Raw genomic sequence first — 16333 nt, 5'->3', positions numbered from 1 at the left:
CCCATCCAATAGAGCGAAGAGCCATATTTTTCTTGTTGTCTTACTTCGTGCCGTCAAAGAAATCCAGCTCGGAGAGATCGTTTTCGAAGGCAAAAAAGCGTTTGGGCCCCAGATGCAGCAATTCATCCCGGCGGGTAATCGGCACCACATAAAAGCCCCAACGGCTGTTGCCTACAAAAACAAAATATTTCGTCTCGCCGTTGCGAATAGAGTCGGTATCATCCTGCGGAATATCCCGCCCGTACAGCACGGCGATTTCCTCATACGGCATCGGCTCAAAGGCTTCTGGCCGACTGCGGTATACATGGCGCTGACGCAGCTTGCCGCCGTTCGCCGTCAGGAAAAATTCCACCTCGGCCGCATGGGACGGCCTGGAAATAGAGCCGCGTACAAGGTTGCTCTCCAAGCTCGCAATCAGTTCCTTCTCGCGCCCCGTATGCGTCCATGCGCTGACGGTATACGGAATGGCCGGAATATGATTGGTAATGACAGGCTCAATCGTGCCCATTTTTTTGGCGTTCAGATAACGGATAGCGCCGCGCAGGCAGGCCATTTTCAGTTCAGGCACCCGGCTCAGGTCTTCCGCCTTCTGACGGAATTCAATGCTGCGCCCCGGCACAAATTCCTTGAGCGCCTCGCGAAAAACGTCAATCCGGCAGGATTGCCCGGTCAGCTTGATAATCGAATAGTCCTGCAAGCGCCCCTCCTGATAAAAATCATCCAGAAACTTGCGGACAATGTTGTAAATATCCGCCTTGAGAAGCTGCTGTATTTCACGGATATTGAACACCACATCAGGCAATCCGTATTCATCACGAAAACGTCCATTTTCGATGACTGAAACCAGCCAACGATCCATCACGGCTATGTTCAGGTCACTTTCGGATGAAAATACCTGCTCGGACTCGAAGCGGCTGCGCAGGATACCTGTGCGTAAGAAAAATTCCTTTTTCATATTTTCCGCCGCGCCCCACAATAGATGAAAATTGCTCAGCACCCGCTGATATTCATCCCGTGTGGCATGCTCATACTGTTTGAACGCCGTAGGCAAGATGGCCTCTGCCTCTCGATAACGTTCCTCCAGTCCCGCATACACAGCATCTACACCAAACTCATCCACATGGCGGTACAAATCCCCTGAAGGAATGCCGATCAAGGCATCAATATCGGTGTCAGGCAATCGCGTTTCCGCAGCATAATAGCCTGCAAACACAATTTTCATGAACTGCATAATCCGATACGTCAGATTGTTTCCGCCAAAATTGGTATCCCCATTTTCATATGTGGTGTGAATATCAAGCTTATAGGCAATGCGTCCATCCTCAATGCGAAATCGGGCGGAAGACAAATCCGTTGTACCTCCACCGCAATCAATGACAAGAGCCTGATATTCCTCACCGTCCGCAAACGTCCCTCGTTCCATCTGGTCTGCCAGCGTGTTGTACAGCACAGCCAGCCCTTCATCCAGCGCGTCCTCTGCTTCAATCCGGTAATCCGGCAAAATATTGCTAAACATCTCGATAAACTGCGGCTGTAGCTTGACGGGTGCCGAAAAATGCAGGTTACGAAACCGGCACTTGAATTGTTGTTCGGCTGTCGCAATCACATAGAGGATAAAAGCCGCTAAAATTTCGCTGCGGGAAGCGGTCGCCGTATTCCCCTCGGAATCCATTAATTCCTCGGTTCGCTTATAGTCATTGACCCAGCGCTTGATGCCCCGCAGTACCGTCGCCCGGCTGCCCGCTACACCCGTTCCACGCAGTGCTTCCTCTCCGAATACGTATACGATATGCTCCGGATTAGAGCAGTCCGCGACACGAATGGCGGTCGGCAACACTTCGATCCAATCCCCCTCCGCTCCATCCGGGCCGGGGAAGGACACATAATTGATTGCGTTCAGCCGTACCGTACTGCTCATGCCCGCATCCGGGGCAGTAACGTAGGAGCTATCCAGATATGCACCTGCCGTGGTGTTCGAGGTGCCAAAATCAACCGCCAATACTGCATCTGTCGTTTCAGTACCGCGAATGATCAGCTCTGCCACCGGAATACGTTGACCTTGAAGCTTCAATGGCAGCATTGGCTTATCTCCATAGTAGAGGTTATAAAAATATTCCGATTCCTGTCTTCGCAAGAACAGCAGACTGTAATTATGATTAGCCGTCTCCCGCAGCTCAGCGTCGAGATGGCGGGAAAGGTAATATACGCCTGTCCGTCCCTCGTCCTTCACCAAATTCAAAACACCGCACAATTCTCCCACCGCATTCACCAGCAGCACATTAGACACGTTCAGCCAGGGCAAGTCGGATTCAATCCGGTAATTGTCCATTCGACCTGTCCGCACACCCTGATACAGCGTGATTTTGGCGGGAACCCGGATACCGCCGCTCTCCTGCCGTCGATCATTCCAATTTCGCCGCAGTGCCGATTCGATGCGCTCGAAGCCGCCGGGGTTGGGCCGTGTGATGAGCAGATGCTCCTCTGCACTCCGAAACCGCAGAATCACGCGGATCAGCTCCTCACGTGCCAGACGATTAGCAAAGCCCTCGACCAGACGCTCCTTATCACATATTCCGCGTAGCTGAAAGGTTGTCATTTGCTCTAGCTCCGCCCGCGTGTATTTCGCCGTGAAGCGAATGCCTTTTCGATCGGTGAGCGGGTCAAGCAGCTTGTATGTATAGGGTCCGTTCATCGTTCACATGTCCTTTCTCTGCCATTTGGCCTTAATAGAGGGCAATAGCGTCTATTTTCATCGTCGGGTCTGCCTCCAAAATACCGAAATGACGTGTCCAATACAGCTCAATCGTAAAACGCGCCGGAAGAAACAGGTCCAGAATTAAATCCGCTTTGATCCGTGATAACTGCGTTTCCTCCTGACCGATATAGATGAGCAATTCGTCCTTTTCCTCACAATTGGTATAAATAATCGAACGGTGAAATACGCGGCGCATCGTTTCTTTTAGCAGATGTACAGCTTCCCCCGTCTCATACAGCCGCAGCAATCCTTCGGCAATCGCATCCTGCTCTTCACGGTTTAACTGTGCAAAGCTTTCGCTCACCTTCGGGCCAAAAATGCCGTTCCCAATGTCACGCTGAACAAACCGGATATGGTACTCCCGCCGATTCATGCCTTGATACAAATCAGTTTCTGCCAGAAAATGTATCATAATATCGAACAGCGATTCTCTCAGCTCCAGGTACTCCTCAGCATCCGGCGGAAACAGGTCCCGAAAAATAGAATAAAAGCGGTAGTATGGATTGATTTCCACCACCTGCTCCAGCTCGGATGTATTCAGTTCGGTCAGACTCAGCTCCATATACGGAGAGTAGCTAACAGCGGGTACAAACCGGAAGCTGTTAACATCTAACTCCTGTTCCTTTGCGCGCATAAGCAAATCCCAGACGTAATTCACAGCCATTCTCCTTCACACTTGTACTCCGGGAAATACATTTGCACTTCCGACACCAGAAAGCTCATCAAGTCGGATAAAATGTAGGCAGGAAATGTTGACGAAGCTTCCGCAGAACCGTGTCTGAACCCCAATCGCATGATCTGCTTGCCTTCCTCCGTCCGCACGTTGTCACTGACAAACGGATTTAACGGATACGTCTGGGTTTTGGATAAAAGCTTGCTCACATCATTTCTGCCTGTGCCTCCCCAGATGTCCACACGCTCCAATTCCAATCCCTGTGCAGCTTCAAAAGAATGTACAATACGCGTAATTTCCGCTTTGGCCCGGACGATCACAGCCTGTTTGCCTGCATAGCGGCCCAAAAAGCTGTCCTGCCGCCGATTGGACAACACCGGATAGGTCTGACGACTAAGTCGCGTCAGGACGGGCTTCGTAACCTTCAACACATTCCATTCACCGGACTTATCACGAGGCGTGACAATCGTCAGTTCCTCTTCCGTGCGCTTGATATACCGGATATCGCCTTCCACTCCGTCAATCAGGTAGCCGTGCTCAGATCCTGTTTTACGTAAAGGAAGCACATGCTCATAGTTCACATGATCTATAGCCGGTATTGGGAAACCACTGTTTTTCAGAGACAGTCGTTCAATGTTCCAAAGTGGAAAAACATCCACCTTCTTAAAAACGTCGAATTCCTCCAACGAGATCGTAATTTCGTGAATTTCTTCATCGACGGCAGGCTCGCCTTCTCCTCCAACCAGTACACAATCGACAAATTTATAAGCGTACGGGTGATTAATCGTTTTCCACGGCATGCCATTTTGCATGAACATAAGATATAGCTTCTCAATCTCCAAAATATAAGAACGGTTGTGCTCCAGACGAAAACGAATCGGATAGCTTCCCGTTTCCGTTACCAACGTTCCCCCGAAAACCCGTTTGCTGCGTACAAGCGCGGTGATCTGCTCGGTCTCCATCTCCAGAAAAAGAGTAAATAGCGGCAACGCTCCGCCTTCCCGAACGACCTCTGCCACACGGCTGATATCCAAGACCTTGTCCTTGGAATCTGACGGCAACACCGGATATAAAAATTCATGAATCGGATCATAGTCTTCACGTGATGTCAATGACACGTACACGTCAAACTTCTCTTCCGTATTCTCAATTTCCTCAAATACCCGCCGTTCCAGCTGGCGGGTCATTTCTTCCTGATATTCGACGAGGTTCATAAACACCCCCGCCATCATATTTTTCAGCAAACGTCTCTGCTCCAGATCGTCCATCTTGCTCAAACGGTCCTGCACCAGCTCTTTCACGACGTCTCACTCCTTTCCGGCTCCAGCATTCATTGAACATGAAAACCTTAACTTCCGTTCGCAGCCGCCTGATTCTGACTGCCTGAATCAGACACACCCGCTTCTTTGGAAGCGGAATCAGCAGTTCCTTGCTCCTTGCTGGCGGGTGCCTTCGTCGAAGAGGCATTCCCATCGCTCGTACTGCCGCTCTTGGCAGTTGAAGAAGCTTCCTTCTTCGCGGCTGCTGTATCCGCTGATTTCATTGTTGCAGCATTACCCGTAGCTGCCGCAGCCTTGGTTTGCGATGCTGTAGCAGGAGTTGCCGCAGCGGAAGATGAAGCTTCGCTCGCTGCGTCCCCTGCGTCCGTGTCGTTCAACGCTCCGTCAGGCAATCCCAAACCAGCAGCAAGTTGGCCATTTTTCTGCTGCTCCGCGCTCTGTTTCTCCTCTGCCTTTGCAATACTTCGCTCCAGTGCCAGTACGCTTTCAAGCTTATCGATCTCCTGATAAATCTCCTGTGCCCCGCTATAAGCATCAATGGCTCCTTCATAATCGAGATCCTTCATCAGCCGATCCCCTCTGGCCTGTAGCTTGCCAGCCTGAATTTCCTTGAGCTGCTGCTGGATGGCCGTCATTTTATCATTGGTCTCGGTAATCTTCTTCTCCAGCTCTTTTTGCGCGGACGTATAACCGGATTCCATCGCAGCCTTGTTTGCTTTCTTGTACAGCTTAAGCGCATTCGTGTAATCGCCGCCCTGAAATTTTAAATCTCCGTCCTTCATCCAGCTCGCCGTCTCGGCATAGCTGTCTAATTGGTCGATTTTATGCTCAATATCCTTCACATTAAACGGCGGGTACAGACCGGCACTTTTCCGCGCTTTATCGTAGCTGGCTTCGGCTTTGGTAAAGTCTGCTTTTTCCACATATCCGTCCCCGTCAACCATGAGTTGAGATAGTTTCTGCTCTGCCGTATACAGTCGCTTGTGAAGCTTATCGTTAATTTTAACTGCCGCGTTTTTCGCTTCACTGTAGGACTTGAGCGCCTTCGCATAATCACCTGCCCTGGCGTAATCATCCGCGGCCTGAGCCGATTCGACCATTGCTTCCAGCGCAGCCGCCTTGTTCGCAGCCATACGAGCCAGGGTAATCCACGCTCCCCCGCCTACAATCACAAAGGCAAGCAACGCAATCAAAATCCGTTTGATCAGCTTGCGACGGTTCTTAGGCTTTTCCTGAAAAATTTTGTTCACATAGATGGCGGCAGCCGTATAGTTGTTCACCGTTCGGCGCTGCTTGCTCAGCAGAACCTCTTCCAGCGTATCTGTCAGCATGACCGGGTCCTTTGCTTCCTCCAGCGCCCCCAGCATTTCCGCCAGCTCGACGTCCTCCCACATCCCTGATGTGGCGAGCAGCATTACATCTCCATCTGCAAGCTGCGTCTTTTTGGCATAATGGGCATGAACTCCATTCGGATTTCCCAGATATTCCAGCAAATTGCCCCGTTCCTCATGCGTGCTGGTCGCTTCGTCGGGAATACGTCCATCATCTGCCAATGACTGAGCCAGGCTATGATCCTTACTGCGAAAATTAAGCCGTCCATTGCGAAAATGATACAGCCGCACATTACCGCACGAAACATACACCATTTTGTTGTAGTTGGTCACTACCATCAGCAGACTGGCTTTGAGCCGAACACGACGGCTTTCAAATTGCAGCCATTCCTGCGCTTCACGCAGATCTCTCATCAAGCGCCGTTTGGACATGGAAGGCTTCTCCATGAAGTTTTCCAGCACCGTTTTGACAACCATTTCCGCGCTGCGCAGCTCCTGATCCGAATCCAGACCGTCTGCGAGGACATAACAGGCCATGTCGTCCGTCTCCATGAATGCAAAATAGTCCCGGTTGTCTATGTAAGAGCCCGCTTCCGACACAAAGGCGGTACTAAAATCGCTGTTGTCCTTGCGCATCGCTACCCCCGTCTTTCTGGTTTCATCCTATCGCCAACATAACCACTGTCGCGTTATCCTGACTTTTAAAGCCTTTATCATTAATCGTATCGATCATCGCTTCCGCCATTTCCTGCGGTGCTCCACCCTTGCGCATGATCTCTTCCAGCTCAATCTCCGTCAGTGCCTCCTGAATCCCATCGCTGCACAACAGAACATGATCGCCTGCGTACAGGCGAATCGGCGCAGCACCAAGCTCCATGCTCTCAAAGCCCTCATAGCCCAAATAATTGACCAATTGATTGCGAACCGGACTCGTTTTGGCCTCTTCCGAGGTCATTTGCCCAGCCAGCACCCGTTCCTCCAGCAAGGTTTCCGCCGTATGCTTGGAATTGACGCTCTGAAAATGACCATTACGGTAAATTGTAATCAGGCTATCTCCCACCGCTCCGTAATACAACTGATAGCCGCAAATGATGACCGCCGCCAGCGTCGTCCCTCCGCCCTGCCCATTCAAATTTTGCAAAATACCGCGATTGCTCTGAGTTGCCGCTTCTGCAAAATATCCGTTCAGGTTCGACGCATCCTCCAGCTTGGCGAATGCCTTCGTAAAGGTCGTCACCGCCAATGTACTGGACATGCGTCCATTAGCCAGTCCGCTGATGCCGTCTGCGACAACCGCCAGCGTACCGACAGGTGTTGTCATACTTGCAAAATAATCGTCCTGCTCGCTTCGGCTCCCGATCGTTTGACCATTTCCGATCTCAATTCCACCCATGGTACGGCTGCTGGAACTTCGTGTCAGCCGCATGCGGATCATGAGAAGAACAGCGAATAGCACCGCAGCTCCACATACAACAAAATAAGGCTGCATTTCGTTACCTCCCTGCACCATACCCACTTCCGTCCTAGTTTTCGTTGTCCCACTCAAAATGGGCGCCGCACAGCGGGATAAAGATAAATTTGCTGTGTCCCAGCTGAATCACGTCATAAGCAGCCAGCTCTGCTGGTGAATATACTGCCTCATTATTGTGATACGCCAAGCCTGACGAATCCCCCGGCAGCAAGTAGAAATTACGCTTTTTCGGATCATACACAATGACCGCATGATTTCTGCGGGAAATCGTGTTGTCCCCAATAATACGGACATGCATTTCCTCGGCACGTCCAATAAAGTTTTTCTCGGCCATAATGCGATAGTCCTGACCCACCTGCGCTCCTTCGATGCATACCAGCCATCCGGTTACCGGGTGAATCCCCACGGTCTCGCCCAAATACGGCATCGTTCTGTCATCGTCTCCCGCACCGTTGGTTTTTGCCGTTGGTTCAACACTTTTGGGTGCGGCTACATTTACCACCGTATTACAATAAGGACACGTATTTCCGTGCTTTCGTGTACTGAACATGTGTCCGTTCGGGCATCTTGTCAAACTCATAATCGGTTCCTTCCCCCAATTGTCATGATTGTCTTTTCAGCTATTTAACGAGCAGTCTCGTATTGGCGATATATAATAAATCACCTGTGTAAATCCGGTACGGCTCACCGCTTTCCAGCTTCTTGGTTACACTTTCGTTCGCAGGCCGCAGCCCGGTACCGTTACCGGAATCCACATCCTCCACAAACCAGTCGCTGTTCACCCGGTTGAGCACCGCATGCTCCACGCTTACAAGAGATGCATAATCTGTACCTGCCAAATCAATATCCGCCTCGGAGCGAGCCGTTGTTTTGCCGATCAGGAGCGAGGTTTCGCCTTCGATATACCATTCTTTAATGGACTCGCCCTCTTCATCCATCAGTATCAGCTTGGCAATCCGATTGCGCTGTGTCTCAGGCTTCGCCACACGTTCAACTGACACCAGATTACGCAATATGTATACAAGCACGCCGATTCCGATACCTATCACGACCACGGTTTTCAAACCGCTGTAGCCTGTACGACTAAACATATAAAAGGCGATCGCCAGCATCAGCCCGAACATGGCAGCATCTATGATGAAAACCCATCTGTTCTGCGCCGTTTTCACTGCTTGCTTCCCCCGTTTCTATCCTGAAATCATCACTTTTTACGAATACCGAAAAATTGGTTAAACATCGCCGAGGTATCCGTCGGATCACCGGATTTTTTCGTTTTTTTCCCCGGTGAGCCTTCCTTCGTTTTCGGTTGAAAACCGAAAAATTGCTCAAAATCAGTTCCTATATCAGCCGGATTAAATCCTTTGGCTGCGTTGCGCGCACCACCGGAAGATGCTGACCCTCTTCCTCTCTCTGGCTGCGGTCCGCCAGCTCCCTCTGTTTTTCGGATGAACTCGGCATCGTATGCCTGCCGCAATGCTTCGTCACGCAAGGTATTGTAAGCCTCATGAATCAGCTTGAACTTGCGCGTTGCTTCCTCGCTTCCCTGGTTGGTATCAGGATGATACTTTTTGGCCAGTTTACGGTAAGCCTGCTTAATCTCTGCCTCCGAAGCATCCCGGCTGACACCGAGCAGCTCATAGTAGTTGGTCATTGTGTGATGTTCCCCTCTCCGAAAAAAATAAATATTAAGAGACCCGTAGGCCTCTTAATATTTATCCACCCTGCACTTGTGCGCCGGGTGAGTGTGTGTTTAAGCTGCGCTTAACGTTAAGACGTTAAGCTTAAACCGGATATCCGCCATCGATTGTAGCCAGCTCGGTTTTGTCTTTCTTTTGTTTGATGTAGAGTGTAAATGCACCTACACCTTCTGTGTCGCCGAAGTGCTCAGTGTAGTCCACCACGAAAGCATTCGGGAAGTGGATTTTACGCACAACTTGATCAGCTGCGATAACTTCCAGTGTTACTTTACGGTAGCTGTCTGCTTTTTCAGCAGGAACCAGGGACCACAAAGCCAGTTTCAGCGTGTCATCCGCGCTGTCGCCGTCTACGGCTGTGATAATTTTACCGCTGATGCGCAGCGTGGAGCCTACGTCAGTGGAGCGTGCATTGGAGTCGTCCGGTGTATCGGTGTCATAAATAACCGTTTGGATGTTATCCAAGCCCAGCTCGATTGTTTCTTGTCCTTCAACTTTCAATCTGAATCCCATGTGTGTTGCCTCCTTGAAATTAGGTAATATGATGGCGGGAGAAGCAGGGCTTCTCCGCAATTTATGTATAAAGGCGGTTCTGGATAGAAACGCCTCTAACATCTTTCGTAGCGCTCGGATCATGATTTGACCGAGCTGGTTCCTTTAGTAATCATGACTTCCAGGTTCTTCACATTGCCGTTGAAGACCAGATCGATATGGCACATATTGCTTTTCTCATCAATAATGAAGCTCATATCGTCTCCGTCCTGAATGATCGAGTTCACAGATCCTCTGCTGCTCAGCCACTTACTCTTCTGGCTGCTCGGATTGTTACTGAAGAAGCGGACGATATTTTCGTGTTTGAAGTCTCCTGTCTGGTAGCGCAAAATACGTTCAATGTACGTACTGACCAGCGTCTTGTAGATGGAGTCAAAGCCGTCCTCGGACATCGCCATGCTTCTCGCCTTGTAGACGGTAATCCGGCGGATATCCTTATCCTGAATCTGAGCATTCTCGGACGAGAATACAAAGCCGAAGTTTTTACGGTTGATGGCATCCTTGATCGTGTTGGTAAACCCGGTGATTTCCTTGGCCATCGTCGTCACCGTGCGCAGACTGTTGTCTCCCGCTTCGATGTCGAAGCGTACGCCAGGGAAGTTTTTGTTGACCGTTTTGAACGTCTCACGCAGGTACTCAGGACACTGATAAGAAGCGACCAAACCAGCGGCAACGTAGGCTGCGCCCACATAAACGCCTTCGATCCACAGCTTGAGAATATCCTCTTTCTCCTTGGAGAGCTGCACACCGCTTTCGGTCTGTAGCATTTTGCTGTCGATAATGACACCCGATTTATCCTTCGGAATAATCGTGAAGTTCGGTACGCAAGGAATCGCAAATTCGCTGTATTCTCTGCGAACGAGACTGGCGCATTTATCGACATATTTGTCGATGCCTGCTGTCGCCATACTGTTGAAAGTCGTTTCTTCACCGGATTCAAAATTAAAGAACATTTGAATTTTGTAATCCTTCACGACTTGCAGCAGCATCGAGAGCGATTCCATCGAATTTCCGCCCTGCTTAACGACCTTCTCGTTGCCTTTGAAGCGTTCACGTGAAACCTTCACCTTACCGGCTGCTTCCAGTTCGACGGATGGAACGATACCAAACCAGATCGTGTCGCTGAATTCATTTTTGGCATTCACGGTGTTCAGGTATGTTTCCAGGCGCGGGATATTGCTGCTTTTCACCAGCATGTCCAGCTTGTTGTTTGCCACCAGCATTGTTGGCAGCATACCCTTGCTCTTCGTTGCATATTGATCGAAGAACATTTTGACACCGAGGATTTTTTCCACAAGCGGCTTAACCGCCTTTACGAAATCATCCTTGGCATTTTTATAGAACTCCAGATACGTGTTGTAGTTCTGAACTTCAACCGCAGTATCAACCTTGGTCTGAACAGCCGGCAGCGGCACAAACGTGCGAACCACCAAATCCTTCACATAGTCAGAAGGCGTATCTGTGATGGAGTTGTAATCTTCCTCGAACACCTGTGACAGATCGCCCGTGCTGTTCTCATCCAGCAGCATCAGCTCGGTGCTGTCGCTCTTCGGTGCTTCAATAATTTTCAGCTCGCCGCTTTCCCCAATGGAAAGCATACCCACCTGGATCAGCTCACCGGAGTTTTCCTCCTGGGCGCCACCGAGCAGAAGGCGAGTTTTGATATCCTCAATCGCCAATGGCAGCATCGCCATAACGTTGTTATAGTTCTGGCTTGCTTCCTCAAACATTCCATTCAGCTTGTCGCCCATGTCGAGTTTCTTCGGATCGCCATCATCCAGCTTGTCATATTCACCATACATATAGTGAATTTCTTTGCGGACTTGACGAATATCGTCCATAACCTTTTTCGGAGAAATCATATCCAGCAGATTTTCAAACTTGAAATCCACATTTGTGATTCCTTGACTGCGCTTGGTGTCAATGAGCGTAAACAACATTTTCAGAAAATCATTACTTTGATTGACTCGAATTTCAGAAATGCTGTCCTCATCAATCCCTTCCGGCTTTTTAAGGGTATAGACCACTTTTTGATTAGCCGCGTTAAAAAACGAATACACAGTCGGCGAAAATTTATCCAAAAATTCGTCGAAGCTGCGCACCAGAAGGTGCTGGTTAATTTCCTTGATTTTCTCATCACTCAAGCTGTCAATGCCCTTCACATCACCTACAATTGTGATCAGGTCCAGCTTTTCCGGGTTGATTTCTTCAAAAAGCATTGTCCGGTTTGTTTGATAAATGATTTCCATCGCTGTCGGCAAACGAATTTAAAGTATGGATATACGTCGAAAGCCCCACATACGGACACGGGATGTCCAATCTAGAGCAGCCGGGTTCCCACGCTTAGTTCTTTTGCCTCCTCCCCCCTACATAACATTCAAATTGGCCAAAGGATTCGGCTCATACTGCATACGCAGTACAGGCATGTAACCTCGAAAATCAGTCCGAAGCGTTCGTTTAACTTTTAATGGCAAATTTAACAAACGGAGATAAATCGTTCAGGTAACAAGGAAATTTTCGATTCTGTTATTCCGTGATCCTACTGTTATCCCAGTTTTTGCCGTTGATACGAGAGCTATCATACAAAGCACCCGTTAGTTTTGTCAATTTCTGTAGCCCCAGATTGAAACAGGGTCATTTGACTCATTTTATGCGTAAATACGTAATTTTTATGATATGTTAGACCTGTTTATGCAGGGAATTATTCACAAATGGAACTCAATTGCCGATAGAAATCCATTGGATCTTTCTGTTAAGCGTAAAAGTATCAAATTCATGGCTAATGTGAGGGTTAACAGTCTGTTTTTATCCTTTATCCCTTATATACCAAGGATTAGGAGAGTAGGCGCGCCCGCATTGGCCTCGTCGATGGAGGGGCTTATGTTCAGAATGAGGAAATTAGGAATCATTGCTTTTATGACTTTTGTACTATTTTTTCAAATTGGCTCAAACGGGGTCATTTGGACTGTAAATCAGGCCAATGCCGCATCTTTGGGAACTGTTCCGGTCGAGGGTTATGATGCCGTTTTTGTATTGGATACCAGCTATTCCATGAGGGATACCGATCCCGAGGGCATTGCGGCCGAAGTTATCAATATGTTTATGGATTTGAGTGATGCAGACCGTACACGCGTCGGATTCGTCGCTTACAACCATCATGTAGTCGCCTCGAAGTCGCTGACTTCTATTGCGGTAGCAGCGCAAAAATCACAAATTCAGCAGGAAATCAGAACGCTGAACCGTTCCGGTTATACAGATTTGGGACTTGGATTGCGTAAAGGCTCGGAGTTGCTTGCCGCAGGGACTTCCAAAGGACGTCAGCCTTTTATGATCCTGTTATCCGATGGAGAGACTGATTTTGGAGCCTCTTCCGGTTCCCGATCCAAAGGGGACTCAAGTAATGACGTGTCCTCCGTCATTAAGTCTGCACAGACCAAAGGATACCCTGTGTATACGATTGGACTGAATCATGACGGCACGGTGAACCGACAAGAACTGGAGCGAATCGCTTCGCAAACGGGGGGAGCTTCTTTTATAACGAGCAGCGCCGAGGATCTGCCGGAAATTTTAAACCGTATTTTTGCCAGCCAGATTCGTTCCAAGCTCGTTCCAATCGCGGCGATTACGACCACCGGCGAAATGCAAGAATTAACAGTAGATATACCGGACTCCAGTATGGAAGAAGCCAATTTGGTGCTTTTGTCGGAGCATCCTCTTCAGGAAACACAGCTCTATTCCAATTCAGAAAATGTCCGCAGGTACAAATCGAGTCGATATGCGATTTTAAAAATTGAGCATCCACAGGCAGGCAAAGTCAAGCTGAAACTGAGGGGCATACGCGGAGATTTGGTCAAAATCAATTTGCTTGGCAGCTATCGACTGGAAGCCGAGGCTACCATGACGGGAAACAAGGAAACACAAGCCAGTGGAAACAAACCCGTGCAGCTACTTAAAGGACAAACCATACCGTTCAAAGCTCAGTTGTTACTGCCGGATGGTCAAAAGCTTACAGACGAGGCTGTATATAAATCGCTTCAAGCCAATATCATGGTTACACCCGTAAAGGGCGGTACAAGCAAAAAGGTACCTATGGCCTACAGGTCGGGATTCTTTCAGACCGAATACGCGTTCCCTCTAACGGGGGATTATACTTGGCAGCTGTCTTTGGACAGCCCGCAATGGTATCGCAAGGGAGCGGTTCATACCGTCCATGCGGCGAATGCTGCACCGCAGGCTTTAAAGGACCTGACCATTCGTCTGGTGAAGGAAGACGGGGATGTCCGCCGGAGTTTAAGCGAATTTTTTGCTGATCCGAATCATGACAAGCTCACCTATAAGCTGGATTCAGGAGCCTCAGGGGATGCGGCTAATGCTGAGATTAACGGCACCAATCTGCTGTTATCTGGGCTTCACACGGGCGACTCTGAGCTAAAAATTACCGCTACCGATTCGGAAGGAGCATCCAGCAGCGCTACGTTGACCGTTTCCGTACAGTCCCGGTATACAGCTATCAAATGGACGGTAGCTGTTAGTGTCGTAGTGGCGGCACTTCTGTACTGGTTCTTGCGACCAAAACCGCAGTTTGCGGGAAGAATCGAAGGATATTTCCTCGCGACAGCAAGTGGACAGGAGATTCCGGTAAAATCCTGGCCGCTTACCTCCTTTCCGGGACGGAAGGTCAGCTTGCAGGAGTTGTTCCGTACGCTTGACGTTCACGAACCGCTGTCGGAAGCGGAGCGGATTGTCTTTTCCGCAGGTAAAAAAGGAACTCTGGTGGTCAAGCATGATACACGCTGCGCCTTGCAGCACGGGAAAGTCAGAATTGGCCGCAATAAAAAGGCCGTGCTGGAGTACAGCGACAAGCTGTACATTACGTTCGAGGACGGTGTAACTGAAATCGAGCTGCGGTACAAAGCGATCAAGCCCAATACCTCCGTGTACACCGATCATATTCAAGCTCCGACAGGATAATGGATAACGTCCGTCGGAAACAAAAAAAGGGAAGCACCGTCTCTTACGATTAACGAACCGTAAGAGTGGGGCGCTTCCCTTTTTTTATCCAATATTCCGTACGCAGTGCGGCTTTAAACCATCTGAGCGAGCGGCAACGCTTATTGGCCTGCACCTCCAGACCTCTCCGAATCACATACGGCAGCAGGGAAAGACCTGCATTTTCGATCTGAATCCGGTCGGCCTGATCAGCAAATAATCTGCCCGGCACATCCGGTGGAGGTGATCCTTTTCGGCAATAATACAGCGTGGCGGCCAGACTGTAGATATCCGATACGGGTCCCTGCTGCGAGCGATTAGAGTAGAACTCCAGCGGAGAGTAGCCCGCCGTAGTGAAGATCGGATGCTCTTTGCCTTCAAAATGCACAGCCGATCCAAAATCAAGCAGCTTGATGTTGCCATTCTCCCCGATCATAATGTTGCCCGGCTTAATATCCCGATGAATAATGCCTTTATCGTGAATGTATTCCATAGCATCAATTAAAGGCAGCAGCGCATGGTACAAAAAAGCAGGATCGGACGTTGGAGCATCCTCTTCCTTCATCACCCGGTCCAGCGTCTTGCCGGCACAATATTCCATGACCAGATAAGCAGTTCCATTTTCTTCAAAGTGATCTATATAACCGACAATACCCGGATGGCTTAATTCCTTGAGCATCTGCCCTTCACGCAAGAAATAATGCATAAACTCCACGTATTTGAATTGCATTGATGCACTACAGGTCACGGTTTTTCGATCCGATCCCCGTAAAGCGAGCGCATTCGGAAAAAACTCCTTAACAATGACCTTTTCTCGATTATCCAACAGCCTTGCCGTATACACGATGGCCAGCTCACTGCGGGACAAGGCGCTTCGAATTTGATATGTATTTCGCAGCTTCGTATTGCGGGCAAGCAGATTCCCGCTTGTATCCACGATCATGACTCGTCCTCCTGTCAGGTTCTTAGCTTATGTCTTTTGTATATATCGGCTTATTACATATCTTTTTATTATACCGTAAAATCGAATAATGGAAAAACAAATAACCTGCCATAATCTCCCTCAGAGAAATGATGACAGGTCTTTTGGCATTCATCTGGTACTTTGTTCTCAATTCCTTTTAACCCAGCTTCGTATCAGGCTTCATGCTGCGCATGCTGTTGGCATTTTTCTCCCGTTGGCTGCCCAGATTGCCTTGATCCGGAGTACGGATAGTGAGCGCAATCAGGAACGATACGACACACAGCACAGCAATCGTCGTAAAGGTCGGGATGAATCCGCCGAGCAAGGCTGCGATAAAGGAACCCGCTAGCGCACCGAGGCCAAAGCCCTGATATACAATACCGTAGTTTTTACTTTGATTTTTCAGGCCAAAGAAATCAGCCACGATGGCAGGAAAGACTGTAATGTTACCGCCGAAGCAGAAGGCAATCCCTGCTACACAGGCAAAGAACAAACCGTAATTCAGCGGTACCAGACTCAGCACTGTAACTACAACCGCTGTTGTTAACAACGCACCCGCTACCACTTTCAGACGACCGACTTTATCCGACAGCGCACCTAATATGATCCGACCTGCCGTATTGA

13 protein-coding genes are annotated in these 16333 nt (G+C 49.2%); 1 reads left to right on the top strand and 12 read right to left on the bottom strand.

Annotation, left to right across the window (positions count from 1 at the left end; translation table 11 throughout):
* Positions 1-40 precede the first annotated feature (40 nt).
* From L696_RS0121695 to L696_RS0121650, 10 genes are all read right to left on the bottom strand, one after another.
* The gene (locus L696_RS0121695) at positions 41-2692 is read right to left on the bottom strand and encodes an Hsp70 family protein (protein ID WP_025685513.1); all 2652 of its coding nucleotides are present in this window, start codon (positions 2690-2692) and stop codon (positions 41-43) included.
* Positions 2693-2723: 31 nt separating this feature from the next.
* Positions 2724-3413: a hypothetical protein gene (locus L696_RS0121690; protein WP_025685512.1), complete on the bottom strand. Its 690-nt coding sequence runs from the start codon at positions 3411-3413 to the stop codon at positions 2724-2726.
* Complete coding sequence (locus L696_RS0121685) at positions 3410-4729, bottom strand: hypothetical protein (RefSeq protein WP_025685511.1); 1320 nt, start codon at positions 4727-4729, stop codon at positions 3410-3412. Before L696_RS0121685 ends, L696_RS0121690 begins: the two co-directional genes overlap by 4 nt.
* Positions 4730-4776: 47 nt before the next feature.
* A complete protein-coding gene (locus L696_RS0121680) occupies positions 4777-6675 on the bottom strand; it encodes a serine/threonine protein phosphatase (RefSeq protein ID WP_025685510.1) in 1899 nt (632 codons plus the stop codon).
* Between the two features lie 22 nt (positions 6676-6697).
* Positions 6698-7528, bottom strand: coding sequence for a PP2C family protein-serine/threonine phosphatase (locus tag L696_RS0121675; RefSeq protein WP_025685509.1), 831 nt, complete (start codon positions 7526-7528; stop codon positions 6698-6700).
* A gap of 34 nt (positions 7529-7562) precedes the next feature.
* The gene (locus tag L696_RS0121670) at positions 7563-8090 is read right to left on the bottom strand and encodes an FHA domain-containing protein (protein ID WP_014282882.1); all 528 of its coding nucleotides are present in this window, start codon (positions 8088-8090) and stop codon (positions 7563-7565) included.
* A 40-nt stretch (positions 8091-8130) separates the two neighbouring features.
* Positions 8131-8679 (bottom strand): FHA domain-containing protein, encoded by a 549-nt coding sequence (locus L696_RS0121665; RefSeq protein WP_025685508.1) that lies wholly within the window; start codon positions 8677-8679, stop codon positions 8131-8133.
* Between the two features lie 32 nt (positions 8680-8711).
* Positions 8712-9161: a J domain-containing protein gene (locus tag L696_RS0121660; RefSeq protein WP_025685507.1), complete on the bottom strand. Its 450-nt coding sequence runs from the start codon at positions 9159-9161 to the stop codon at positions 8712-8714.
* A gap of 130 nt (positions 9162-9291) precedes the next feature.
* Complete coding sequence (locus L696_RS0121655; RefSeq protein WP_025685506.1) at positions 9292-9717, bottom strand: hypothetical protein; 426 nt, start codon at positions 9715-9717, stop codon at positions 9292-9294.
* A gap of 119 nt (positions 9718-9836) precedes the next feature.
* Positions 9837-12005 (bottom strand): hypothetical protein, encoded by a 2169-nt coding sequence (locus L696_RS0121650; protein ID WP_025685505.1) that lies wholly within the window; start codon positions 12003-12005, stop codon positions 9837-9839.
* Positions 12006-12636: 631 nt separating this feature from the next.
* Between L696_RS0121650 and L696_RS0121645 the strand changes: the two genes are divergently transcribed.
* The gene (locus L696_RS0121645; RefSeq protein WP_025685504.1) at positions 12637-14727 is read left to right on the top strand and encodes a VWA domain-containing protein; all 2091 of its coding nucleotides are present in this window, start codon (positions 12637-12639) and stop codon (positions 14725-14727) included.
* 49 nt (positions 14728-14776) lie between these two features.
* Here L696_RS0121645 and L696_RS0121640 read toward each other — a convergent pair whose 3' ends face one another.
* Both L696_RS0121640 and L696_RS0121635 read right to left on the bottom strand, forming a co-directional pair.
* On the bottom strand, positions 14777-15688 hold the full coding sequence (locus L696_RS0121640; protein ID WP_025685503.1) for a serine/threonine protein kinase: 912 nt from the start codon (positions 15686-15688) through the stop codon (positions 14777-14779).
* A 178-nt stretch (positions 15689-15866) separates the two neighbouring features.
* On the bottom strand, positions 15867-16333 hold a 467-nt coding region (locus L696_RS0121635), incomplete at its 5' end, for an MFS transporter (RefSeq protein ID WP_025685502.1).

It is taken from the genome of Paenibacillus maysiensis, assembly GCF_000520815.1.
GTDB classification, from domain to species: Bacteria; Bacillota; Bacilli; order Paenibacillales; family Paenibacillaceae; genus Paenibacillus; species Paenibacillus maysiensis.
This window is presented reverse-complemented; position numbering and strand designations above follow the sequence as displayed.

Coding starts and splice junctions, on each gene's coding strand:
- L696_RS0121695 (WP_025685513.1), bottom strand. CDS start 2,692: ATGAACGGACCCTATACATACAAGCTGCTTGACCCGCTCACCGATCGA.
- L696_RS0121680 (WP_025685510.1), bottom strand. CDS start 6,675: ATGCGCAAGGACAACAGCGATTTTAGTACCGCCTTTGTGTCGGAAGCG.
- L696_RS0121675 (WP_025685509.1), bottom strand. CDS start 7,528: ATGCAGCCTTATTTTGTTGTATGTGGAGCTGCGGTGCTATTCGCTGTT.
- L696_RS0121670 (WP_014282882.1), bottom strand. CDS start 8,090: ATGAGTTTGACAAGATGCCCGAACGGACACATGTTCAGTACACGAAAG.
- L696_RS0121660 (WP_025685507.1), bottom strand. CDS start 9,161: ATGACCAACTACTATGAGCTGCTCGGTGTCAGCCGGGATGCTTCGGAG.
- L696_RS0121655 (WP_025685506.1), bottom strand. CDS start 9,717: ATGGGATTCAGATTGAAAGTTGAAGGACAAGAAACAATCGAGCTGGGC.
- L696_RS0121650 (WP_025685505.1), bottom strand. CDS start 12,005: ATGGAAATCATTTATCAAACAAACCGGACAATGCTTTTTGAAGAAATC.
- L696_RS0121645 (WP_025685504.1), top strand. CDS start 12,637: ATGTTCAGAATGAGGAAATTAGGAATCATTGCTTTTATGACTTTTGTA.
- L696_RS0121640 (WP_025685503.1), bottom strand. CDS start 15,688: ATGATCGTGGATACAAGCGGGAATCTGCTTGCCCGCAATACGAAGCTG.